Annotated in this window: 24 protein-coding genes; 18 read left to right on the plus strand and 6 right to left on the minus strand. The window is 59.9% G+C overall.

The features are described from left to right. Positions 1-42: 42 nt before the first annotated feature. The 5 genes from VY732_RS06620 (at position 43) to VY732_RS06640 (ending at position 4386) form a co-directional block, all read left to right on the plus strand. Complete coding sequence (locus VY732_RS06620) at positions 43-921, plus strand: acyl-CoA dehydrogenase family protein (RefSeq protein ID WP_331695007.1); 879 nt, start codon at positions 43-45, stop codon at positions 919-921. Positions 922-1088: 167 nt separating this feature from the next. After that, positions 1089-2162 (plus strand): serine hydrolase domain-containing protein, encoded by a 1074-nt coding sequence (locus VY732_RS06625; protein ID WP_331695008.1) that lies wholly within the window; start codon positions 1089-1091, stop codon positions 2160-2162. Beyond that, entirely contained in the window at positions 2159-2455 is a 297-nt protein-coding gene (locus VY732_RS06630) for an amidase (RefSeq protein WP_077571474.1), read from the plus strand. Before VY732_RS06625 ends, VY732_RS06630 begins: the two co-directional genes overlap by 4 nt. 181 nt (positions 2456-2636) lie before the next feature. Next, positions 2637-3227 (plus strand): YceI family protein, encoded by a 591-nt coding sequence (locus VY732_RS06635; protein ID WP_038358250.1) that lies wholly within the window; start codon positions 2637-2639, stop codon positions 3225-3227. Between the two features lies 1 nt (position 3228). Then, positions 3229-4386, plus strand: coding sequence for a phospholipase D-like domain-containing protein (locus VY732_RS06640; RefSeq protein ID WP_331695009.1), 1158 nt, complete (start codon positions 3229-3231; stop codon positions 4384-4386). Positions 4387-4512: 126 nt separating this feature from the next. Here the strand turns inward: VY732_RS06640 and bglX are convergent, their stop codons facing one another. Beyond that, on the minus strand, positions 4513-6804 hold the full coding sequence (gene bglX / locus VY732_RS06645) for a beta-glucosidase BglX (RefSeq protein ID WP_077571476.1): 2292 nt from the start codon (positions 6802-6804) through the stop codon (positions 4513-4515). A gap of 261 nt (positions 6805-7065) precedes the next feature. Between bglX and VY732_RS06650 the strand changes: the two genes are divergently transcribed. The 4 genes from VY732_RS06650 to VY732_RS06665 all read left to right on the plus strand — a co-directional run bounded on the left by VY732_RS06650 (position 7066) and on the right by VY732_RS06665 (position 10622). Next, positions 7066-7674 carry a LemA family protein gene (locus VY732_RS06650; RefSeq protein WP_093438567.1) on the plus strand — a complete coding sequence of 203 codons (609 nt, stop codon included), beginning with the start codon at positions 7066-7068 and terminating at the stop codon, positions 7672-7674. Between the two features lie 13 nt (positions 7675-7687). Next, on the plus strand, positions 7688-8443 hold the full coding sequence (locus VY732_RS06655) for a TPM domain-containing protein (protein ID WP_331695010.1): 756 nt from the start codon (positions 7688-7690) through the stop codon (positions 8441-8443). 33 nt (positions 8444-8476) lie between these two features. Then, a complete protein-coding gene (locus tag VY732_RS06660) occupies positions 8477-9094 on the plus strand; it encodes a TPM domain-containing protein (RefSeq protein ID WP_007916305.1) in 618 nt (205 codons plus the stop codon). Between the two features lie 310 nt (positions 9095-9404). Beyond that, the gene (locus tag VY732_RS06665) at positions 9405-10622 is read left to right on the plus strand and encodes a class I SAM-dependent methyltransferase (RefSeq protein WP_331695011.1); all 1218 of its coding nucleotides are present in this window, start codon (positions 9405-9407) and stop codon (positions 10620-10622) included. 65 nt (positions 10623-10687) lie between these two features. Here VY732_RS06665 and VY732_RS06670 read toward each other — a convergent pair whose 3' ends face one another. Further along, positions 10688-11593, minus strand: a complete 906-nt coding sequence (locus VY732_RS06670; RefSeq protein ID WP_331695012.1) for a DMT family transporter — start codon at positions 11591-11593, stop codon at positions 10688-10690. A gap of 269 nt (positions 11594-11862) precedes the next feature. On the opposite strand from VY732_RS06670, the gene VY732_RS06675 reads away from it, so the two are divergent. From VY732_RS06675 to VY732_RS06685, 3 genes are all read left to right on the plus strand, one after another. Next, positions 11863-12444 carry a DJ-1/PfpI family protein gene (locus tag VY732_RS06675; RefSeq protein ID WP_331695013.1) on the plus strand — a complete coding sequence of 194 codons (582 nt, stop codon included), beginning with the start codon at positions 11863-11865 and terminating at the stop codon, positions 12442-12444. A gap of 13 nt (positions 12445-12457) precedes the next feature. Continuing rightward, complete coding sequence (locus tag VY732_RS06680; RefSeq protein WP_007916314.1) at positions 12458-12763, plus strand: ribbon-helix-helix domain-containing protein; 306 nt, start codon at positions 12458-12460, stop codon at positions 12761-12763. A 172-nt stretch (positions 12764-12935) separates the two neighbouring features. After that, positions 12936-13280 (plus strand): YegP family protein, encoded by a 345-nt coding sequence (locus VY732_RS06685; protein ID WP_116028834.1) that lies wholly within the window; start codon positions 12936-12938, stop codon positions 13278-13280. 129 nt (positions 13281-13409) lie between these two features. Here the strand turns inward: VY732_RS06685 and VY732_RS06690 are convergent, their stop codons facing one another. Together VY732_RS06690 and VY732_RS06695 are read right to left on the minus strand one after the other, a co-directional pair. Then, positions 13410-14291 carry a dihydrodipicolinate synthase family protein gene (locus VY732_RS06690; protein WP_331695014.1) on the minus strand — a complete coding sequence of 294 codons (882 nt, stop codon included), beginning with the start codon at positions 14289-14291 and terminating at the stop codon, positions 13410-13412. Positions 14292-14313: 22 nt separating this feature from the next. Then, positions 14314-15096 carry an aldolase gene (locus VY732_RS06695; RefSeq protein ID WP_077571483.1) on the minus strand — a complete coding sequence of 261 codons (783 nt, stop codon included), beginning with the start codon at positions 15094-15096 and terminating at the stop codon, positions 14314-14316. A gap of 106 nt (positions 15097-15202) precedes the next feature. On the opposite strand from VY732_RS06695, the gene VY732_RS06700 reads away from it, so the two are divergent. Next, a complete protein-coding gene (locus tag VY732_RS06700) occupies positions 15203-15745 on the plus strand; it encodes a helix-turn-helix domain-containing protein (protein ID WP_102900220.1) in 543 nt (180 codons plus the stop codon). A 102-nt stretch (positions 15746-15847) separates the two neighbouring features. On the opposite strand, the gene VY732_RS06705 is transcribed toward VY732_RS06700, so the two are convergent. After that, the gene (locus tag VY732_RS06705) at positions 15848-16867 is read right to left on the minus strand and encodes a DUF4917 family protein (protein ID WP_123594798.1); all 1020 of its coding nucleotides are present in this window, start codon (positions 16865-16867) and stop codon (positions 15848-15850) included. Between the two features lie 156 nt (positions 16868-17023). Here VY732_RS06705 and yiaY point away from each other — a divergent pair, with 156 nt between their 5' ends. Next, the gene (gene yiaY / locus VY732_RS06710; protein WP_331695015.1) at positions 17024-18172 is read left to right on the plus strand and encodes an L-threonine dehydrogenase; all 1149 of its coding nucleotides are present in this window, start codon (positions 17024-17026) and stop codon (positions 18170-18172) included. Between the two features lie 24 nt (positions 18173-18196). Here yiaY and VY732_RS06715 read toward each other — a convergent pair whose 3' ends face one another. Then, positions 18197-19021: a hypothetical protein gene (locus VY732_RS06715; RefSeq protein WP_331695016.1), complete on the minus strand. Its 825-nt coding sequence runs from the start codon at positions 19019-19021 to the stop codon at positions 18197-18199. 24 nt (positions 19022-19045) lie between these two features. Here VY732_RS06715 and VY732_RS06720 point away from each other — a divergent pair, with 24 nt between their 5' ends. The 4 genes from VY732_RS06720 (at position 19046) to VY732_RS06735 (ending at position 23681) form a co-directional block, all read left to right on the plus strand. After that, a complete protein-coding gene (locus VY732_RS06720; RefSeq protein ID WP_331695017.1) occupies positions 19046-20320 on the plus strand; it encodes a hypothetical protein in 1275 nt (424 codons plus the stop codon). Between the two features lie 83 nt (positions 20321-20403). After that, entirely contained in the window at positions 20404-21315 is a 912-nt protein-coding gene (locus tag VY732_RS06725; RefSeq protein WP_331695018.1) for a LysR family transcriptional regulator, read from the plus strand. A gap of 249 nt (positions 21316-21564) precedes the next feature. Further along, on the plus strand, positions 21565-22758 hold the full coding sequence (locus tag VY732_RS06730; RefSeq protein WP_331695019.1) for a CaiB/BaiF CoA transferase family protein: 1194 nt from the start codon (positions 21565-21567) through the stop codon (positions 22756-22758). Beyond that, the gene (locus VY732_RS06735; RefSeq protein ID WP_331695020.1) at positions 22755-23681 is read left to right on the plus strand and encodes a hydroxymethylglutaryl-CoA lyase; all 927 of its coding nucleotides are present in this window, start codon (positions 22755-22757) and stop codon (positions 23679-23681) included. The genes VY732_RS06730 and VY732_RS06735 overlap by 4 nt, the downstream gene beginning before the upstream one ends. Positions 23682-23806: the final 125 nt, after the last annotated feature.

A 23806-nucleotide genomic window follows, 5' to 3' on the forward strand; every position in this document is an offset into this window, starting at 1 on the left:
ACGTTCGGTGATGCTTATATGACAGCCCACAAGGAGCCTCCTATGCCCTGGCCAGATCTGCTGCACAGCCGTGAACGATTGCCCGCCGTTGCTGACCTGGCCGAGGGTTTTGCGACGTTGTTGCAGCAACTGGGCAACGTCACACCGTTCGAATTGGCGGTCGCGGGCGGGCGGCGGATGGCGACGCCGGGGCTGGCGTTTCTGGTTGGTTATCAGGCGGCATTGCGCATGTTGTGGCCGAGTGCGCCGCTGAGCCTCGGTGCTTTGTGTGCGACCGAACAGCGCAGTTTGCGCCCGGCTGATATGCAGACGCGGCTCACCGATTTACGCCTGAGTGGGCGCAAGGATTTCGTCACCGCTGGCGATGCGGCGGACTGGCTGTTGATTGCTGCGCGCAGTGAAGAGCCTGGTGAAGCGCCGCGCCTGAGCTTGGCGGTGGTGTATCCCGGCGAGCCCGGCGTGACCGTGGAAAAGCTGCCGGCGCTGCCGTTGATGCCGGACATCAGTCATGGTCGGCTGCAGCTTGATGGCGCGTTGTGCGAATTGCTCGCCGGTGATGGTTGGGATGCTTACGTCAAACCGTTTCGCACGCTTGAGGACGTGTATGTACTGAGCGCGATGACCGCTTGGTTGTACGGCGTCGGCCAGGACAGTGACTGGCAGCAGGCCTTGCAATTGCGTTTGCTGGCGCTGTTGGCCGGGTGTGCGGAGGCGAGTCGGCAGCCACCGAACAATCCGGCCGGGCATGTGTTGCTGGGTGGTTTGTTTGCGCAGTTTGAGGCGCTGGAGGGGGAGGTGAGTCGGGCGCTGGCTGATGGGCCGACAGAATGGGCGCAGATGTGGCAGCGCGATCAGGGGGTGATGCAGTTGGCGGCGGGGGCCAGGGCAAAGCGGTTGGCCAAGGCTTTGGCGGCGGGCTGAAGGGGCCTAATCGCGAGCAGGCTCACTCCTACAGTTGATCGAGTTTCGTCAGTTGAAATGCGATCCCCTGTAGGAGTGAGCCTGCTCGCGATAGCAATCTAAATAACACCGCATACTTGTCATCAACCCCGACTAGTCTCAGCAGGTTCATTCCCAGAGCCCTCACCATGCGCAAAGGCCTGTCGCTGTTTCTGCTGCTGATCTGCTTCACCGTTCAGGCCGAACCATGGCCCGGCGAACAATGGCCAACTGGCACGACGATCACCGATACAGGAGCGCTGGAGAATTACGCCTTCCCACCCCGCGACGACGCCACCCGCCAAGGCATCCGCACCGATGCCCTGCTGATCATCCGCGACGGCCAGATCCTCTACGAACGCTACGCCGGCCCGACCACAGCACAAACCCCGCACCTGACCTGGTCGATCAGCAAAAGCCTGATGGCCTCCGTCCTCGGTGTGGCCTACGGCGAGGGCCTGTTCAAGCTCGACGATCCGGCCACGAAGTTTTACCCGCCACTGACCAAACACCCGGCGATCAAAATCGCCGACCTGCTGCACTGGGCCTCTGGTATCGATTGGCAGGAAGACTATGAATACGCCCCGCTGAAATCCTCGGTGGTGGCGATGCTCTACACCCGTGGCCATCGCGACATGGCTGCATTTACCTCCGATCACGATGCCTACGCCGAACCGGGGCGGGCCTTCCGCTATTCCAGCGGCGACAGCAATCTCTTGGCAGCAGCGTTGAAAACGATCGTCGGCCCGCAGCGTTATGCGGATTATCCATGGACGGCGTTGTTCGAGCCGCTGGGCATCCGTCACGCCGTGTGGGAAACCGATGCCAGCGGCACGTTTGTCGCTTCTTCTTATGTCTATCTCACTGCGCGGGATCTGGCGCGAGTCGGATTGCTGATGGCCCGCGACGGACGATGGAATGATCGACAACTACTCCCCAAGGACTGGGTCGACTTCAATCGGCAGCCCTTCGCCGGCTATAAGGCCCATCAGGACGAAGCGGTGCCCGGCGGTCAATGGTGGCTCAATCGCCCGGCCGATGGCGCCTTGTCACCGTGGCCCGACGCACCGCCCGACACCTTCGCCGCGCTTGGTCATTGGGGCCAGGCGCTGTACGTAATCCCCAGCGCCAACCTGGTGATCGTGCGTTACGCCGATGATCGCGATGGCAGCTACCGCCATAACGAACTGCTCAAACGCGTGTTGAAGGCGGTGCAGCCATGAAGCGCTTTTTGCTGTTGCTGCTTGTTTTGTTGCTCGGCTGGGTCGTTTACGAGCGCGAAAATCTGTGGGCCTTCCCCGACATCATCAGCGCCTACACCGCCAAGGAATATTGTTCGTGCCGGTATGTGATGAACAACGACGCCGAGTATTGCCGTGGTTATGTGAAACAGTGGCTGCCGACCAGCCAGTTCACCGATGACCCTGCCAGCAAAACCATCACCGTCAGCGGAATGGGCCGCAGCAATCGCGCCCAGTGGCAAAGCGAACGGCAGGGCTGCCGCCTCAGCCTTTGATGTACGCGGTTCCCCTGTAGGAGTGAGCCTGCTCGCGATGGCGGTATCAGTTCCAACATGTTCTTCGAGTCTAAGTGCGCTATCGCGAGCAGGCTCACTCCTACAGAGTTAGATCTTCAGTTTGCAATAACGGCGGGGGCGGTTAAGGTTCGTGCAGGTTTATCGGCCCCACGAGTGTTCAATGTTCAACCGCTCCCTCTGTGCAACCCTGTCCAGCCTGTTGCTCGCCGCTGTCGCGCTGCCGGCGCAGGCCAATTGGTATCTGGACGGCGAGTCGTCGCGGCTGTCGTTCGTCAGCACGAAGAACGCCAATGTCTCCGAAGTGCAGCGCTTTCTGGTGCTGCACGGCAAGGTCGACCCAAATGGTCGCGCCGAAGTCGAGGTCGAGCTGGACTCGATCAACAGCGGCATCCCGTTGCGCGATGAGCGCATGCGCAAGGAGCTGTTCCAGATCGAGCAATTTCCCGAAGCGACCATCACCACCCAGATTGACCTGCGCCCGATCAACGATCTGGCCCCCGGTGCGCAGTTGGAGTTGCGTCTGCCGCTGACCGTCAACCTGCACGGCAAGCAACACGAATACCCCGCCGAACTGCTGGCGACGCGTCTCGATGATCGTCGTTTTCAAGTGGTCACGCTTGAGCCGCTGGTGATCAACGCTGAAGATTTCGATCTGCTGCCGGGGCTGGAAAGCCTGCGTAAACTCGCCGACTTGTCGGCGATCAGTCTGTCGGTGCCGGTGGGTGCGGTGCTGATCTTCACGGCGCGCTGACATGCGCGGCGCGGTGTTCCCGTGGCGGGACGGCAACCGGTTCGAGCTGTTGATCGACGGCCCGCAATTCTTCCCGCGCATGCTCGAGCAGATTGCTGGTGCGCAGGAGCAGATTGAACTGGAGTTGTATCTGGTCGAGGCTGGCGCCTGTGCCGAAACCATCGTCCAGGCGCTGGTGCTGGCGGCCGAACGTGGTGTGCGTGTGCGCTGCCTGTTCGATGATTACGGCAGCCTCGCGTTCACCCTCAATCTGCGTCAGCGCCTGACCCATGCCGGGGTTGAACTGCGTTTCTACAATCGGCTGAACTGGCGGCGCTGGGTCGGTAATTTCTATCGTGACCACCGCAAATTGTTGCTGGTCGATCAATGTCTGGCGGTGGTCGGCGGCACCGGTGTCACCGATGAGTTCTGGACGCCGGGCCACGACAGCAGCGAGTGGCATGAGGTGATGGTCGAGATCCGTGGGCCGTTGGTGATCGACTGGCAATTACTCTTTGATCGACAGTGGATCGCCAACCGCTACCGCCGCGCCTGGCGCCCGGCCGCGCATTTCGGCCTGCCACGATTACCGCGCGTGCCGGACAAGGGCGAGGGCATGGGCCGCGTGGCTTACGCCGATGCCCGCCAGCACCGCGACATTCTGCAGTCGTTGTTCCGCGCCTTGAACAGTGGGCAAAAACGCATCTGGATGGCCACGCCGTACTTCCTGCCAACATGGAAAATCCGCCGCTCCCTGCGCAAGGCGGCCGCGCGTGGTGTCGACGTGCGCCTGCTGCTGACCGGGCCGCGTACCGATCACCCGTCGGTGCGTTACGCCGGGCATCGCTACTACCCGCGACTGCTCAAGGCCGGGGTGCAGATCTTCGAATACCAGCCGTGCTTTCTGCATTTGAAAATGGTCTTGGTGGACGATTGGGTGAGCATCGGTTCGTGCAACTTCGACCACTGGAACCTGCGCTTCAATCTGGAGGCGAATCTGGAGGCGCTGGACCCGTCGTTGACGGCAGCGGTGCAGGCGAGTTTTGTGAAGGACTTCGGGCTGAGTCAGCAGGTGAGTCTGGAAGAGTGGCAGCGCCGACCGTTGTGGCGACGGGTCAAGCAGCGGGTGTGGGGCTGGGTGGATCGGGTGGTGGTCAACATACTCGATAGACGCGGATAAATTAACGCTGCAAAACCAATGTAGGAGTGAGCCTGCTCGCGATAGCGGTGTGTCAGTCAGCATTGAATTAGCTGAATGACCGCTATCGCGAGCAGGCTCACTCCTACAAGGGAACTGCGTTGTCAGTTACAGCAACTCAAAGCTCTGCTGCGTGACGTCCTGGGAATCCAGGCCGATCTGCACGTTGAACTTGCCAGGCTCGGCGGCGTATTTGAGCTGGGCGTTGTAGAACTTCAGGTCATCCTCAGTGATGGTGAAGTGCACGACTTTCTGTTCGCCGGCCTTGAGCATGATTTTCTGGAAGTTCTTCAGTTCCTTCACCGGGCGGATCATCGAACCGGTGACGTCCTGGATGTACAACTGCACCACGGTTTCGCCGTCACGCTTGCCGGTGTTTTTCACCATGACACTGGCGTCGAGCTTGCCGGTGGCGTTGAGGGTGGTCGACGACAGCGCCATGTCGCTCAGGGCGAATTGGGTGTAGCTCAGGCCATACCCGAACGGGAATAGCGGGCCCGTGGTGTCATCGAAATACTGCGAGGTGTAGTTGCCCGGTTTGCCCGGCGTGAATGGCCGGCCAATGCTCAGGTGGTTGTAGTAGGTCGGGATCTGGCCGACGGAGCGCGGGAAGGTCACCGGCAATTTGCCCGACGGGTTGTAGTCGCCAAACAGCACGTCAGCGATGGCGTTACCGCCCTCGGTGCCGCTGAACCAGGTTTCCAGAATCGCGTCAGCTGACTGGTTCTCTTCCAGGATGGTCAGTGGACGGCCGTTCATCAACACCAGCACCAGCGGTTTGCCGGTGGCTTTCAACGCGCGGATCAGCTCACGCTGGTTTTCCGGGATGTTCAGGTCGGTACGGCTGGAGGATTCGTGGGACATGCCACGGGATTCACCTACCGCTGCAACGATCACGTCAGCGTCTTTTGCAGCTTTCACTGCTTCGTCGATCAGCACGTTGGCCGGGCGCGGGTCATCGACCACTTCCGGCGCGTCGAAGTTGAGGAAGTTCAGGTAGTCGAGGACCTTCTTGTCGCTGGTGATGTTGGCGCCACGGGCGTAGATCAGGTTCGCCTTGTTGCCGATCACCGAGCTCATGCCGTCGAACAGGGTCACCGATTGCGCAGGCTTACCCGCTGCAGCCCAGCTGCCCATCATGTCGATCGGTGCTTTGGCCAATGGGCCGACCAGTGCGACTTTTGCGTCTTTCTTCAGCGGCAGGGTTTCATTCTGGTTTTTCAGCAGCACCAGGCTGCGACGCGCGACTTCACGGGCCTCGGCACGGTGCAGACGGCTTTCGGCGTAGGTGTCGGCCGGATCATCTTCAGCCTTGCCGATGCGCAGGTACGGGTCCTTGAACAGGCCCATGTCGTACTTGGCGGCGAGCACTTCGCGCACCGCGTTGTCGATGTCTTTCTGCTCGATCTCACCGGACTTGAGCAGGCCCGGCAGCTCCTTGCCGTAGAGGGTGTCGTTCATGCTCATGTCGATGCCGGCCTTGATTGCCAGCTTCGCTGCTTCACGACCGTCGCGGGCGACGCCGTGCTTGATCAGTTCGAAGATCGCGCCGTGGTCGCTGACCGCCAGGCCTTTGAAGCCCCAGTCGCGGCGCAGCAGATCGTTCATCAGCCAGGTGTTGGCGGTGGCCGGAATGCCGTTGATCGAGTTCAACGCGACCATCACACCACCGGCGCCGGCATCGATCGCGGCGCGGTACGGCGGCAGATAATCCTGATACATCTTCACCGGACTCATGTCGACGGTGTTGTAGTCGCGACCACCCTCGACCGCGCCGTACAGGGCGAAGTGCTTGACGCTGGCCATGATGCTGTCGGCGGCGCTCGGGGTGGCGCCCTGATAGGCGCGAACCATGACGCCGGCGATGCGCGAGGTCAGGTAGGTGTCTTCACCGAAACCTTCGGAGCTGCGGCCCCAGCGTGGGTCGCGAGAGATATCGACCATCGGCGCGAAGGTGATGTCGAGGCTGTCGGCGGCGGCTTCCTTGGCGGCAACGCGGCCGGACTGGCCGATGGCGTCCATGTCCCAGCTCGAGGCGAGGGCCAGCGGAATCGGGAAAATCGTACGGTGACCGTGGATCACGTCGTACGCAAAAAACATCGGAATCTTCAGCCGACTGCGCATCGCCGCGTCCTGCATCGGACGGTTTTCCGGACGGGTGATCGAGTTGAACGTGCCGCCGATATTGCCGGCCGCGATCTCTTTGCGGATCAACTCGCGAGGCATTTCCGGGCCGATGCTGATCAAGCGCAACTGGCCGATCTTTTCATCGAGGGTCATTTGCTTCATCAGGTTGCTGATGAACGCGTCCTTGTTTTCCAGGGGTACCGGGGTCGTGGCGGCCAATACTTGATGACTGGCCAGGCTGACGAACAGACCCAGCAAACACAGCTTCTTCATGAATATTTTTCTCAAGGGCCCAAGCGGCAATGCAACGCCGGCCAGCCAAAATTTAGGGAGCGACTATTGTTGTTCGGGTACAGGCTCAAAGAAACAGAGCCAAAAACGGCAGCCGACACTTGCCAGCATGATCACGCAGGGCACTTTTTAGCCCATTGCCCCGTCGTAATCCAGCGACGCGGCCGATTATGCCCCAAGAGCCCGCTGAGAATGTTTCGCGCTCGGTTTTTATAATGAAATGTGCCAAGGAGCATCACTGCGATGAATGTTAGCCCAACCAATCGCTCGCGTTTGCAGGTCGCCACACTGCTGGTGCTGGCCACGCTGTTGACCGCGTGCGGCATCAACAATATCCCGACCCTCGACGAACAGGCCAAAGCCGCATGGGGCCAGGTGCAGAACCAGTACCAGCGCCGCGCCGATCTGATCCCCAATCTGGTGGAAACGGTCAAGGGTTACGCCAAACATGAAGAGGAAACCCTGACGGCAGTGATCGAGGCGCGGGCGAAAGCCACGTCGATCCAGGTCGATGCCAGCACCCTCGACAATCCCGAGAAGCTCAAACAGTTCCAGCAGGCGCAGGATCAACTGACCGGTGCGTTGAGCCGCTTGATGGTGGTCTCCGAGCGCTATCCGGATCTGAAAGCCAACCAGAACTTCCTCGCCCTGCAATCGCAGCTCGAAGGCACGGAAAACCGCATCGCCGTGGCGCGTCGCGATTTCATTCTGGCGGTGCAGAAATACAACACCGAGATCCGCACTTTTCCCGGTCGTCTCTGGCACAGCGTGATGTACAGCGACCTGCCGATCCGCGAAACCTTCGAAGCCACCACGCCCGGCGCGGAAAAGGCCCCGGAAGTGAAATTCTGATTCGAGGTTGTCCATGCGTGTGTTGAAAATGGGCCTGGTGCTGATGCTGTGGCTGTTCGCCGTCAGCGCCCGGGCCGAGTTGATGTTCCCGGCGCTGAGCGGGCGGGTGGTGGACGAAGCGCAGATGCTCGAGCCGTCGGTGCGCACGCAACTGACCCAGCAGTTGCAGGCCCACGAACAGGCGACCGGCGAGCAATTGGTCGTGGTTACCGTGCCGGATCTGCAGGGCACGACCATTGAGGATTTTGGCGTTCAACTCGGTCGACATTGGGCCATCGGGCAAAAGGACAAGAACAACGGCGCGCTGCTGATCGTTGCCCGTGACGAGCGCAAACTGCGCATCGAAGTTGGTTATGGCCTCGAAGACCGGCTGACCGACGCGCAGACTTCAGTGATCATCCATCAAGTCATTACGCCCGCCTTCAAGGCTGGCAATTTCAGCAAAGGCATCAGCGATGGCGTCGCGGCGATGCTGGTGGTGCTCGGCGGTAATCCGCTCGACGAGCCGTCGACGGTGTATGAGTCCAGCGGTGATCCGTCCGCTGATTTCATCTCGCGGCATCCGGCATTGTTCGTGTTTTTGGTGATGTTGTTCATCCTGACGGTGTTTGTCTGCCAGATGCTCGGTATCCTGCCTGCCGGCCGGGGTGGCTCCGGAGGAGGGGGCGGCTTCGGCGGTGGTGGCGGATTTGGCGGCGGCGGTGGAGGCGGAGGCTTCAGCGGCGGCGGGGGCAGTTTCGGCGGCGGTGGTTCGTCCGGCGGCTGGTGATATCAGAAGAATAATGAGCAGGCACTTTTCAACATGGCACTACTGACCGAACACGAACAACGCAAAGTCGCCGAGGCGATCGCCCGGGTCGAGCGCGACACCGACGCCGAACTGGTGACGGTGCTGGCCGCCCGCGCCGACGATTACGCGTACATCCCGCTGTTGTGGGCGAGCCTTTTGGCGCTGGTGGTGCCGGGCGTTGTGCACTACCTGACCGGGTGGTTGACCCTGCGCAGCTTGCTGCTGGTGCAGTGGGGGGCGTTTATCGTGCTGTGCCTGCTGTTTCGTTTGCCGAAAATCACCACCCATCTGATTCCGCGCCGCGTGCGGCATTGGCGCGCGTCGAACCTGGCGCGGCGGCAGTTTCTCGAACAGAACCTGCATCACACGGTGGGCAGTACGGGGATGCTGATTTTTGTTTGCGAGGCTGAGCGGTATGTGGAGATTCTGGTGGATGAGGGGATTTCCAAACGGCTGGACAATAAATCCTGGGATGCGATTGTTGCGGCGTTTACCGAGCAGGTGCGGCAGGGGCGCACGCTTGAGGGGTTTGTCACTTGCATCGAGGCGTGTGGGGAGTTGCTGAAAGTGCATGTGCCGGTGACGCAGGTGAGGAATGAGTTGCCGAATCGGTTGGTGGTTTTGGGTTAGGTTGCAGATTTTTTATTCGGCTTGAGGGCCATACCCTCACCCCAGCCCTCCCCAGAGGGAGAGGGAGCCGACCGAGGTGTCTTGCGCTGGACATCGACTTGGAAAAACGTATCGATTATGGATTCAAAGCAAATCGTTCAAGTCGGTGTATCTCGTCAATATCCCCCAATCAGTCCCCTCTACCTCTGGGAGAGGGCTAGGGTGAGGGCCGCTTTAACCAACCGTTGGGTAAATAAGAGCGTGTCCCCAACCCCCATCCCCCCTAAAATACCCGCCATTCCCGATATCGCCCGTCCGAGGCCGCTTTTCCATGTCCGTTACTGCCCCTTCCAGCAAGCCTGCGCCCGATCACCACGCCCAGTTCATCGAGCTGCTGCAAACCAGCCTTGAGCAGAACGGCTTCATCAAACTGGTGCTGGCCAAGTACGTCGGTGACGAAGCGGATCTGCAGCGGGTCATCATCAAACCGGTGACCGTCAAAGCGCAGCCGAATCTGTCATTCGTTTATCGCTACAAAACCCGCGACATCACCAAAAACCTGCCCTTGGTTGACGGTGTGACGGCGATTGCCGAGCTGTTGCCGGTCTCGTTCAAAAATGCGCATTTACTCGCGGTGACTGATGAAGCCCAGCTCGAATACAGCAAAAAGGGCAAGAGTTCGCTGTTCAAGAGCAAACCTCAGCAACTGCGCGAAGCGCCGTCCGCTGAGCACAATCGCGAGAAAAACCGCTTCCTCGAATTGAGCCGGCCGTTCCTCAAGGACCTCGGCGTGACCAATGCGCAACATGAGTTGATCCCGGCGATGTCGCGCAAGTGGAAGCAGATCAACAAGTTCATCGAAGTGTTCAGCCATGCCCTGACCTCGTCGCCGCTGGCGCTGGGCAAACCGGTGCGCGTGGCGGATTTCGGTTCGGGCAAGGGTTATCTGACCTTTGCGATTCACGATTACCTGCGCAACACCTTGAAGGCCGAGGGCGAAGTCACCGGCGTCGAGCTGCGCGAAGAGATGGTCAACCTGTGCAACGCTGCCGCCGCGAAGCTCGATCATCCGGGGCTGGTGTTCAAGTGCGGTGACGTGCGCAGCGTGGCGCCGAGCGAGCTGGATGTGATGATCGCCCTGCATGCCTGCGACATCGCCACTGACTACGCGATCCACACCGGCATCCGCTCGGGCGCGTCGATCATCATGTGCTCACCGTGCTGCCACAAACAGATCCGCTTGCAAATCCAGAGCCCGGCGCTGCTCAAACCGATGCTGCAATATGGTTTGCACCTCGGTCAGCAAGCGGAAATGGTCACCGACAGTTTGCGTGCGCTGTTCCTTGAGGCCTGCGGTTACGAGACCAAGGTCTTCGAGTTCATCTCGCTGGATCACACCAACAAGAACAAGATGATTCTGGCAGTGAAGCGCGCCGAGCCGGTGGACCCGGCTCAGCTGTTGGTGAAGATCGAAGAGTTGAAAGCCTTCTACAACATCAGCGAGCACTGCCTGGAAACCCTGCTGCGCGCCGACGGTTTCCTGGCCTGACCTAGACCCTGTGGGAGCGAGCCTGCTCGCGAAAGCGGACTGACAGTCAACGATGATGTTGGCTGTTACGGACCCTTCGCGAGCAAGCTCGCTCCCACATTTGATTTCACCGCAGTCTTGCGGCCGAGCATGACGGTGGCAATCACGCCACACGCAAACACCCAGGTAATCGGCTCGACATGTTCGCCAAAGAACAACGCCGAAAACGCGATGGTGAAGAAGATCTGCAACAACTGGATCTGACTGACCCGGGCAATGCCACCCATGGCCAGTCCGGCGTACCACGCAAAGAATCCGAGAAACTGCGAAAACAGCGCGACATAGCCAAACGCCCACCAGGTCTTCGCCGACACCGCGCCCTGATGTTGCAGCGCCAGATACAGCACCGGCCCGATCAACAACGGCGTCGACAGCACCAGCGCCCAGCAGATCACCTGCCAACCGCCCATCTCCTTGGCCAATCGGCCGCCTTCGGCGTAGCCCAGCCCCCCGACGGCAATCGCGCCGAGCATCAGCAAATCTCCCGCTTGAATACTGCCGGCTCCGGTGTACAACGCATAACCGAGCACCAACGCACTGCCCAACGCCGCGCAGGCCCAGAAGGCTTTTGACGGCCGTTCGTGGGACAACCACGCGGCGTACAGCGCCACGCACAGCGGTTGCAGCCCGTTGACCAGCGCACCATGGGAAGCAGGCAACGTTTGCATGGCCCACGCCGACAACACCGGAAAACCCAGAATCACCCCGGCGATCACCAGGCTCAGGCCTTTGACTTGCTGCCATGTCGGCCACTTTTCGCGGCGCCACAACAACAGCAGCGCTGCCGGAATCGCTGCGAACAATGCGCGGCCCAAACCGTTGAGCAGCGGGTGCAATTCCTGCACCACAATGCGGGTGAAGGGCAGGGTGAGGCTGAAAATCACCACGCCGAGCAGGCCGAGGGCCATGCCGGTGTTTTCGCGCGAGGACATGAGGGGAGACCAGAATCGTAGGGAATTGGAAGGTGTCCTCATCTAGCCATAATCCGCGAATTTCTGGGTGTTACAGCTAGGCACGGACTTAGGCGTACAGTTTGCGGACGCCATCGCGAGCAGGCTCACTCCTACAGTTGAAATGCGTACTTCTGTAGGAGTGAGCCTGCTCGCGATGGCGTCAACTCGGTAGTAGCCCGTTGTTACCCGTCATTCTCGAATAGGTCTACCTTGAACACTCCCAGGCAATTCCCAGAGGAGTCCTCCCCATGGCCGCGAAAAAGATCCTGATGCTGGTCGGCGATTACGTCGAAGACTACGAAGTGATGGTGCCGTTCCAGGCCCTGCAAATGGTCGGTCACACCGTCCACGCCGTATGCCCGGACAAGGCTGCCGGCAAGACCGTGCGCACCGCGATCCATGATTTCGAAGGCGATCAGACCTACAGCGAAAAGCCCGGTCACCTGTTCGCCCTCAACTTCGACTTCGCCAAGGTCAGCGAGGCCGATTACGACGCGCTGCTGATCCCCGGCGGCCGTGCCCCGGAATACCTGCGCCTGAACGAAAAAGTCCTCGATCTGGTGCGCGCCTTCGACAAGGCCGGTAAACCGATTGCCGCCGTCTGCCACGGCGCACAACTGCTGGCAGCGGCGGGCGTGCTTGAAGGTCGCGAATGCAGCGCCTATCCGGCCTGTGCGCCGGAAGTGCGACTGGCGGGCGGTACGTACATCGACATTCCGGTGACGGACGGCCACGTTCAAGGCAATCTGGCCACTGCACCGGCGTGGCCGGCACATCCGAACTGGCTGGCCGGTTTCCTCGGCTTGCTCGGCACTAAAATCAACCTGTAACGAGGATTCGCCGATGTGCGAGCTCTACGTCAAGGCTGACCCGATTCTCTACGAGTCACGCTCGCGCTCGCTGCGCATCTGCGGCGTGGTGACCACGTTACGCCTGGAGAATCAGTTCTGGGACATCCTCAGCGAAATCGCCGAAGTCGATGGCATGACCACCAACCAATTGATCGCCAAGCTGTATGAAGAGGTGATGGATTATCGCGGGGAGGTCGTGAACTTCGCCTCGTTCCTGCGGGTGAGTTGTATGCGCTATCTGAGTCAGCGGCGGGTGAGTGCGCCGGAGTTGTCGGTGGTGCGGGCGGTGGTGAAATAGCCGGCACCGAGTTGCCTCATTCGCGAGCAGGCTCGCTCCCACATGTCCTTGGAAAACTCGGTCGAAAGTGGGAGCGAGCCTGCTCGCGAAGAGGCCGGTACAAGCGACAGATAGTCAGGACTGGTCTTTACTCTGAAGCGCGAAATCTCTCAATCGCCAAGGAGCAACGAGCATGTCCGGATGGTACGAACTCAGTAAAAGCAGCAACGGCCAGTTCAGGTTCGTGCTGAAAGCGGCAAACGCCGAAACGATTCTGACCAGCGAGCTGTACACCACTCGCGCAGCGGCCGACGGCGGCATCGCGGCGGTGCAAACCAACAGCCCGCTGGATGAGCGCTACGAGAAGAAATCGACGAAGGACGGCCACCCGTACTTCAATCTGAAAGCGGCCAATCACCAGGTCATCGGCAGCAGCGAAGCGTATTCATCGGATGCGGCGTGCGATAAAGGCATTGCCAGCGTCAAGGCGAACGGGCCGAGCAAGGTGATCAAGGACAAGACTTTGCCTGTCCTCTAAATTCACCACATTCCTTTGTAGGAGTGAGCCTGCTCGCGATAGCGGTGGGTCAGTCGATACATGCTCAACTGATCCACCGCTATCGCGAGCAGGCTCACTCCTACATTGTTTTTTGTGGTGTCAGTAAGATCAGCGCAGGGTCTTGAGGATTGCTTGCAGCTGAGTCTGGCCCGCTTCACTCAGCGGAAATACCGGCAAACGTGGATCGCCCGATTCAAGCCCGGTCTGCCGCAACCCGGCCTTGATCGTCGCCGGCAACCCACCCTTGAGAATGAAATCCAGCAGCGGCAATTGGCGGTAGAACAGATCCCGCGCCCGATCCAGATCCCCAGCCATGGCGGCCTCATACAAGTCCAGATTCAGTTGTGGAATCAAATTGGGCGCCGCTGTGCACCAGCCCTTCGCCCCGGCGGCAAACGCCTCCAGCGCCAGCGGATTGCAGCCGTTGTAGAACGGCACCTGGCCTTCGCCGAGCAATTGCAGCTTGTGCATGCGCTGAATATCGCCGGTGCTCTCCTTGACCATGGTCACGTTTTCCACGGCATTGACGATGCGCAGAATCAAATCCACCGACATGTCGGTGCCGCTGGTGGCCGGGTTGTTGTAGAGCATGATCGGCACGCCGATGCTCTCGCCGATGGCGCGGTAGTGCGCGAGGATTTCCGCTTCAGTAAGTTTCCAGTACGAAGCCGGCAGTACCATCACCACGTCGGCACCATGGGCTTCAGCAAAACGCGCGCGGCGCACGGCTTTGGCGGTGGTCAGGTCGGAAACGCTGACGATGGTCGGTACGCGTCTGGCCACGTGCTTGATGCTGAATTCGGCGACCTGATCCCACTCCGCATCGCTCAGGTAAGCGCCTTCGCCGGTGCTGCCCAATGGCGCGATGGCGTGGACACCGCTGTCGATCAGGCGATCGATCGATTGCCCGAGCGCCGGCAGATCCAGACCTTCGCCGTTGGCGCCGAACGGGGTGATGGTGTAGCCGATGATGCCGTGAATAGTGGACATGGGAATCTCTCCGTAACAGGTTTCAGTTCAGGCAATCGGCGTGTTGACGCAGGTTCTGCCGGGCGTAGTAGTTGAAAGCGGCGGCGTGGCGTTTCGGCTTGGCGATCCAGTCGTGCGCCTCGCGGCCCAGCTCAGGGATGATCGGCTTGATCGTGCCCGCCGCCATCGCCAGCAGTTGCAGCTTGGCCGCGCGTTCGATCAATTGGGCGATGACACACGCCTCTTCAATCGTTGTGCCGGTCGACAGCTGACCGTGGTGCGAAAGCACAATCGCGCGTTTGTCGCCCAGCGCACCGGCAATCAACTCGCCTTCTTCGTTACCCACCGGTACACCCGGCCAGCCTTCGAGAAACGCGCAGTCGTCGTACAGCGGGCACAGATCCATGTGGGAAATCTGCAGCGGCACTTCCAGCATCGACAGCGCCGCGACGTGGGTCGGGTGGGTGTGAATGATGCAGTTCACATCCGGCCGGGCGCGGTACACCCAGCTGTGAAAACGGTTGGCCGGGTTGGCCATGCCGTGACCTTCGAGAACTTCCAGATCCTCGTTGACCAGCAACAGATTGCTCGCGGTGATTTCGTCGAAGCCCAGGCCCAATTGCTGAGTGTAATAGGTGCCGGGTTGCGGCCCACGGGCGGTGATTTGCCCGGCCAGACCTGAGTCGTGACCGTTCTCGAAGAGAATCCGGCAGGTCAGGGCCAGCTTTTGCCGGTCCGTCCACGTATTATCCGCCAGGCTTTTTTGCATCTGGGTCAGCGCTTGCTTGACCAGTTGGTCTTTGGGTAGTGCTAATGTCTTGGCCATGTCTGTGTCCTTTGGGTGAGAGCAAATGACACGAAAGAGGCTATATGACACAAAGTGTCATTGGCAAGCACAAATCGTCGCTTCCTTGCTGGAATAACCGCCGCGCATGTCTATCCGTTTGAAATTATTGAGAAAAAAACTTGGCGTTACTCTTGAGGCATTGGCCGAAAAATCCGGCATGACCAAGAGTTATCTGTCGAAAGTCGAGCGCGGGCTGAACACCCCGTCGATTGCTGCTGCGTTGAAACTGGCGAAAGCGCTGAATGTGAAAGTCGAGGAATTGTTCTCCGAAGACAACGTCAGCCTCGACAGCTACAGCCTGGTGCGCAGCCACGAGCGTCAGTCATTGGCGGCGAATGATCAGAGCCCGGGGTATGCCGTGCTGGCGCATCAGGTCAGCGAGCGCAACCTGCTGCCGTTCATCATCTACCCGCCAAAAGAGTTCAGCGACAAGACCTTCAAGGAGCATTTGGGCGAGGAGTTTCTGTTCGTCCACGAAGGGCAGGTCGAAGTGGATTTCATGAACGAGAAGGTGCTGCTGGAGCGCGGCGATGCGCTGCATTTCAATGCGCAGAAACCGCACCGGATCAGATCGGTGGGGGATGTGCAGGCGCAGTTGCTGGTGGTGGTACACAGCGCCGAAGAATGAGTTGATTGGGCTAAAGCTATCGCGAGCAGGCTCACTCCTACAGTTGAAATGCGATCCCCTGTAGGAGTGAGCCTGCTCGCGATAGCGTCGGTAGCCCCACCATCAAACCTCGACCGGCACCGACAACTTCGGGCTGCCGAGCGCATGGCTCTTCGCATCAAAAAACCGCAACTCAACCCCCGTCCCCTCAAACACCTGCGCGTAATGCCGCTTCTGATGCTGAACAAACGCCGCACTGCGCGGGTAAATCGAGATCGCCACCGTCGCAGGTTTCGCCAAGCGCAGCGCCCGAACGATATGCGCATCCTGCTCGCCCAACGCATGGCCAAAAATGCACAGACTGCCGCCATGCCCGAGCAATTGCTCATAACAGAACGACAGATAATCCGAACTGCGAATGGTCTTGAGCTTGTCTGCACTCGGCCCTTCGGTAACGAACAGCGGCACGTCATCCAGCGTCTTGATCGTATTGTTGATCGCGAAACTGCCGAGCAGCGTGCCTTCGGTCGAGGTCAGCTTGCGCGCGGTGCCGTCCTGGTTGCGCACCAGATGCAGACCACCGTGCAGGTACAGCAGGCGCGGTTTGTCGGTGGCCGTTTCGCTCAGATCGAAACTCGCATTGGCGCCGTTGAACAGATCGTCGATGGCATCGCTTTGGTGTTGCAGCGCCCAGTAGTTGAGCAGGTCGTAATTGGTGGTGAACACCGTGCGATAGCGCGCCAGTTCTTCGTTCAACGTCGCCAGCGTCGAAGGCTTAACCAGCCGCCACGGAATGTGCACGGCGTGCACGGTGTTGATCAGCGCTTCCTTGATCGCGTAATAGCGGTTGCGCGGCGCCGCTGAGCTGACGGCCAACGCTTTGTTGACCCGGCTGGTGGTTTTCAGCGCGCCGAGGACCTGCTCGAAGCTGCGCGTCTGCATGGCGTCAAACACCGCCAGTTCCGACGGGCTCAGTGGTTTTTCTTCCACGGTGCGGGCGTTTTCGAACAGCGAGTCATAGCCGAAATCGTCCCATACCGCACGGCTGGCACCATTGCCCACCAGCAAGCCGTTGAAGTCGGTCGCGGCGCGCAGGGTGTTCCAGTCTTCAAGGCTGGCGTCGACATCGAGAAAATCGGTCATTGCGTAGGCGGTCTCAAAACAAAGGGGCTGATGGGCGGCGACTTTATCACGAGCGGGCATTGAGCCAGATCAACATCGCTCGTGACCGATCGGTCGATGCTGTGTCTATCCGCCGAACCGGAGCAGTCGACTCGGCCCCAGTCAGGAGACGCGCGCATGACCAGTACCTTTTTCATTCCGGCGGTAAACATCATGGGCAATGGTTGCCTCGACGAAGCCATGGTTGCCATTCGCAACTATGGTTTTCGCAAGGCGCTGATCGTCACCGACACCGGGCTGGCCAAGGCCGGCGTGGCAACCATGGTCGCAGAGAAACTGGCGATGCAGGACATCGATTCGGTGATCTTCGACGGCGCCAAACCCAATCCGAGCATCGCCAATGTCGAGTCGGGCCTGGGGCTGCTCAAGGAAAGTCGCTGCGATTTCGTCGTGTCGCTGGGCGGCGGTTCGCCCCACGACTGCGCCAAGGGTATTGCGCTGTGCGCGACCAACGGCGGTGAGATTCGCGATTACGAAGGCGTCGATCAATCGAGCAAACCGCAATTGCCGCTGATCGCGATCAACACCACCGCCGGCACCGCCAGCGAGATGACCCGGTTCTGCATCATCACCGACGAATCGCGCCACGTGAAAATGGCCATCGTCGACCGTAACGTCACACCGCTGCTGTCGGTCAACGACCCGGAATTGATGGTCGCCATGCCCAAAGGCCTGACCGCCGCCACCGGCATGGATGCACTGACCCACGCCATCGAAGCCTACGTCTCGACCGCTGCCAACCCGATCACCGATGCCTGCGCGCTGAAAGCCATGACCCTGATCAGCAACAACCTGCGCCTGGCCGTGCGCGACGGCAGCGACCTCGCCGCGCGGGAAAACATGGCGTACGCGCAGTTCCTCGCCGGCATGGCTTTCAACAACGCTTCCCTCGGCTATGTGCATGCGATGGCGCATCAGTTGGGCGGTTTCTATGACTTGCCCCATGGTGTGTGCAACGCGGTGCTGCTGCCTCATGTGCAGACGTTCAATGCGTTGGTTTGCGCCGATCGTCTGACCGATGTTGCTCACGCCATGGGCGCTGATATCCGAGGTTTCAGCCCGGAGGAGGGCGCGCAAGCGGCGATCACTGCGATCCGTTGCCTGGCCCAAGATGTCGAGATCCCCGGTGGCCTGCGTGAGCTCGGCGCCAAGCTCAGCGACATCCCGGTGCTGGCCACCAATGCCCTGAAAGACGCCTGTGGTTTGACCAATCCTCGGGCGGCGGATCAGCGCCAGATCGAGGAGATTTTCCGCAACGCGTTTTGACAGGTCGCGACTGGGCGAACAGGTTTAATCGCTATGCTTGCCCTTTCGTGTTGCAGTTACTGTAAATGTTCGAACGCGCGCCCAGTCCGAGACTTGGCCGTCAATACGGTGGATGGCCGAAACCTGTTGCTTACCGGCGGAGAAGACAACCGCTTGGTCAGTAGTCCATTGGCCTTTCTGGTCAACCGGTGCATAAGTAATCCACTTCTGCTGGATCAGATCAAAGAGATCGACCATGCCATGGGGTGCAGACACATCGCCTTTGAGAGTTACCGCTTTATCCAACTCCTGACCCTCTCGCGGTTCAGCAATCGCCGGCACTTTGTCGCCCGCCTCAACCTCTACCTTGAACGCGCGATCGTCACTCCAGACTGAATCAATGTTTTCGTACGTTTGCCGGGCCTTTATCACGGATGGGCCTGGTGACAGGTCGCCGCTTGCACTCAATGCCCATCGCCCGTTTTGGTTGATTTTGCCGTGGGCATGCAACTGTTTTCCGTCGCTGCTCCAGACCTCGACGGTGGCCTCTGGAATACCGCTGCCGAGGAACAAAGTTGCCGGTCCAACGACTTTATTGCGTTCGGGGTAAGCAATGAACGGTGCTGCCCATGGCTCCCGTTGTGGTTTCGGTTTGCGTTTGTTGGGAACCTTCATGAATGTCTCTCGTTGCAAACGGATTTGAACGGAAGACTGGCATGGGTTCTCCAGTTTCGAACCTGTAAGAACTACCAGTTTTTTAGCTTTTTTCGATTGATGGATAATTTCATTTTCTTCTAAAAAACTGTCATTTCTGTCAGTTGTCCGGCATGGCTGCTTCGGATCGAATGCTCTGACGACGGGGGTCGACATCGATCTCTCAAGGAGCACATGAACATGCCGAAAGCCAATGCCCGTAAAGCACAATCAGCCGGTGAGCTGGATCAGACGTTTGCCCATTCAGGCCTTCAAACGCTGCAGTTTCCTGCCGCGCGCAAAACGATCGGCAAAAGTGTGGCCGTGTTGCCCTCGGGTCTGATCATGATCAGCGCAACGGTTATCGACGCATCGGGAGCCTCGCATTACGGCCTGGCACGACTGCTCGCGGACGGTCATCACGACACCAGCTTTGGCCAGGGCGGTTACCGGAGTGGTCAGTTTGTCAGTGGTCGATTGTCACAAGGCGGGCATCTGTTAGTTGATGCGAGCGGCGCATTCTGGTTGTGCGCAGTGCTTGCAGATGCAGCAGGCAAGCTTGAGCAAATCATCGCTCGATTCAAACCGGACGGTACGCTCGATCCCGAATTTGGTGATGGACAGACTGGCTACCGAGTCGTGCCGATGCGTATTCCTCTGCTCGACAATGCCACGGGCGGCCGTTTGATATTGGCGCAATCCACTCCAGCGAAAGCGATGCCGGACAGATTGCTTTTCGTCACGTCCCAACGGGGGAGCGGGTTGTTGGCGCGCTTCCTTTTGAATGGCAAAGATGATGTCGACTTCGCTGAAAATGGCTGGATACCCCTGACGCTTCCAAATGTGGCGATCACGTTGCACGGGGTCACGCAGTCAAGCGATGGACAGATTCTTGTCCATGGCAAGACCGAAGTGACCAATCAGGGACTGGTCATGGCTTACGACAGTTCCGGCCAGGTTGCCAAGCCGTTCGGCAAGGACGGTACCCTGCTGTTGAATCTGGACAATGCCGGCGCACCGCTTGAAAGCTCAGTGAATCGTATCGTCGTGCAATCGGCGCAGCGTTTGTTGCTGATTGGGTCTGCTGTCGAGTCGTCCGCGGGGGAGAAGCGTCAGCATGGCTTGATCAGCGGGATCGATCTCACTGGCAAGACTGATCCAGCGTTCAACCGCGGGGCACCAGTCCTTACCGTTGCCGCGCAGCCACTGGATCTGAAAAGCTGGAGCGCAGGATTCGCGCTGAATGGCTCCCCCGACCCGCGAATCGTCACGGTCGGCCAGACCTCGGACGGCACACGACGGTTGCTTGCGGGGAGCTTTTTGGTCGATGGTGCCGTGGATCCGCTGTTCGATGTCGAGGGAGCCAAGATCCCGTGGATTGCGCAGTATGCCTGTCTGCAGGGATCGTCAGTGCTGGTGCTGGGGCATAGAAATGAAGCGGCTCATCTGGTGCGATTGCTGACAGCGGCGAGCTGACGGGCAGGTACATCACATTTTCGGCGTGATTGAAATCCGGGCTATCCTGCCGACTCGGACGAACCCCAGTCAGCGAGCCCTCCATGCTGCAAAAAAGCCTGATCCGCCGCCTCGACCTCATCACCCTGCAACTGTTTGTCGCCGTCCACGAAGAGGGCACGCTGACCCGCGCGGCCTCGCGCGAAGCCATCGCGGTGTCGGCGGCCAGCAAGCGCCTGATGGAGCTGGAAGAGGCGCTCGGGATCAGTTTGTTCGTGCGTCAGGCCAAAGGCATGACGCTGACCCCGGCCGGGGAAACCTTGCTGCATCATGCCCGGCAGATGCTGTTCAACGTCGAGAAAATGGGCCTGGAACTCGGCGAACACAGCCACGGTGTGCGCGGTTATGTGCGCATGCTGGCGAACCTCTCCGCGATCATTCAGTTTCTTCCCGAAGACTTGCGCGACTTCTCCGCGCAGCACCCGCAGGTCAAGACCGACCTTGAAGAGCGGCCCAGCGCCGGAGTGATTCAAGGCGTGCTCGATGGCGTGGCAGATCTCGGTATTTGTTCCAACGACAGCGACACCAAAGGCCTGCACAGCGTGTTGTACCGTCAGGACAAACTGCTGGTGGTGATGCTGCCGGAACATCCCTTGGCGGCGCGCGAGTCGGTGGCGTTCGCTGAAACGCTCGACAGCGACTACGTCGGATTGCATGCCGCCAGTTCAATCAACATGCGTACTCACGCGGCGGCGCGACAGGCCGGCAAAGTCCTGCGCATTCGCATTCATGTGCCGGGGTTCGATGCGGTGTGCCGGATGGTTCAGGCCAACATGGGTATCGGCATCTTGCCGCAGCGTGCTTATGAACTGTTTGGTCAGGCGTTGGGGTTGCACGCGGTGCCGTTGACGGATGACTGGTCGGATCGCGCGTTGATTGTGGTGGTGCGCGATGAGGCGGGATTGTCGCCGGTGAGCCGGATGTTGTTTGAGCATTTGCGGGGGCGAGCCTCATAGATTTTCGGTGAATGGGCCGGCCTCATCGCGAGCAGGCTCACTCCTACACTGGATATGTGTTGACTCCGAATGTATGAGCCACACAAAACCCTGTAGGAGTGAGCCTGCTCGCGATGACTGACTTGAATTCACCACATCACCTTTGAGCGTTCGCATTTCGCGAACGCCCATTGCCGAGAGACGGCTGGATTGCCCGATCATCGTTCCTCTAGCCTTGGCGCATATTCCAAGAACAGGAGGTACCCCGCGATGACTGCCCCTTTGAGTGCGATCAAAGTGATCGAGATCGGCACGCTGATTGCCGCGCCGTTTGCCGCGCGCATGCTCGCCGAGTTCGGCGCCGAGGTGATCAAGATCGAAGCCATGGGTCAGGGCGACCCGCTGCGCAAATGGCGCAAGCTGCACGAAGGCACGTCGCTGTGGTGGTACCTGCAATCACGCAACAAGAAATCGCTGGCACTCAATCTGAAATCCGCCGAAGGCATCGAGTTGGTCAAGCAACTGGCCAGCGATGCCGACGTCATCATCGAAAACCTGCGCCCCGGTGCGCTGGAGAAACTTGGCCTCGGCTGGGACGTGCTCCACGCGCTGAACCCCAATCTCACCCTCGTGCGCATTTCTGGCTATGGCCAGACCGGCCCGTACCGCGATCGCCCTGGTTTCGGCGCGATCGGCGAGGCCATGGGCGGCATTCGTTACACCACTGGCACCCCCGGTTCACCACCGGCACGGGTCGGCGTCAGCCTCGGCGATTCGCTGGCCTCGCTGCACGCGGTGATCGGCGCGTTGATGGCGCTGCTGCGGGTCAAGACCGGGCAGGGCGGCGGGCAGATTGTCGATGTGTCGCTGGCCGAAAGCGTGTTCAACGTCATGGAAAGCCTGGTGCCGGAATACGACATGCTTGGCCATGTCCGCGAACGCAGCGGCGGCGCCTTGCCAGGCATTGCACCGTCGAACACTTACCTCACGGCGGATGGCGCTTACGTGGTGATCGCCGGCAACAGCGACCCGATCTACAAACGTCTGATGCAAACCATTGGCCGTGATGACCTGGCGCAAGCAGCAGAATTCGCTCACAACGATGGCCGTGCGGCCAAGAGCGGTTTGCTCGACGCCGCGATTACCCATTGGACCAGCAGCCTGCCGATCGACGACGTGCTCGCGGCGCTGGAGGCCGCTGAAGTGCCGGCCGGGCGAATTTATTCAGTGGCCGATATCGTTGCCGACCCGCACTATCAGGCACGGGACATGCTGCTCAGTGCCGAGTTGCCCGGCGGTGCAACAGTGAAAATGCCCGGCATCGTCCCGAAACTCTCGGAAACCCCCGGCGGCGTGAACTGGTCGGGGCCAAAACTCGGCCAGCACACCGACGGTATTCTTGCCGGCCTCGGCCTGACTGAACTCGACATCGAACGCCTGAAAAGCCAAGGGGTGGTGCAATGATCACGGACTATTCGCAAACCCTGATCGTCCAGGAAGTCTCGCCGCGCGATGGTTTGCAGATCGAGCCGACCTGGGTGGAAACCGCTGACAAGATCGCCCTGATCGATCAGCTGTCGCTGGCCGGTTTCAGCCGTATCGAAGCCGGCTCGTTCGTCTCGCCGAAAGCCATTCCGGCGCTGCGTGACGGCGAGCAAGTCTTCAGCGGCATTCAACGACAGTCGGGGGTGATTTACGTCGCGCTGATTCCCAACCTCAAAGGTGCGCAGCGTGCGTTGGCGGCGGGTGCCGATGAACTGAATCTGGTGATGTCCGCCAGCCAGACGCACAACATGGCCAACATGCGCATGCGCTGCGAGGATTCGCTGGCGGCGTTTGCAGAGATTGTCGCGTTCGCCAGCGGTTCCGGCGTGCGCCTCAACGGCAGTATCGCGACGACGTTCGGTTGCCCGTTCGAAGGCCAGATCGACGAGGATCGCGTACTGCAAATCGTCGATGCTTATCAGGAACTCGGCATTGCCGGCATCACCCTCGCCGACACCACAGGCATGGCCAATCCGCGTCAGGTAGATCGCTTGGTGCGGCGGGTGTTGCAGCGGGTTTCACCGGCTGATCTGACCCTGCATTTCCACAACACCCGGGGTCTGGGTCTGTGCAATGTGCTGGCGGCCTATGAGGCGGGGGGGCGGCGTTTCGATTCGGCGCTCGGTGGTCTCGGTGGCTGTCCGTTTGCGCCGGGCGCGTCGGGCAATATCTGCACTGAAGATCTGGTGAACCTGTGCGATGAGATCGGTATTCACACCTGCATCGATTTGCCTTTGCTGCTGAAACTCTCGCGTGGCTTGCCGGATCTGCTGGGCCACGAAGTCCCCGGCCAACTGGCCAAGGCCGGACGCAACTGCGACCTGCACCCGATCCCGACCTGACAACACCAATCCCTTTGTAGGAGTGAGCCTGCTCGCGATAGCGGTGTATCAATCACCGCAAATGTTGCCTGACACACCGCTATCGCGAGCAGGCTCACTCCTACAGTTAAAAACGCATACCAGAC

The sequence above is a fragment of the Pseudomonas sp. ZY71 genome, assembly GCF_036542145.1.
Taxonomy (GTDB): domain Bacteria; phylum Pseudomonadota; class Gammaproteobacteria; order Pseudomonadales; family Pseudomonadaceae; genus Aquipseudomonas; species Aquipseudomonas koreensis_A.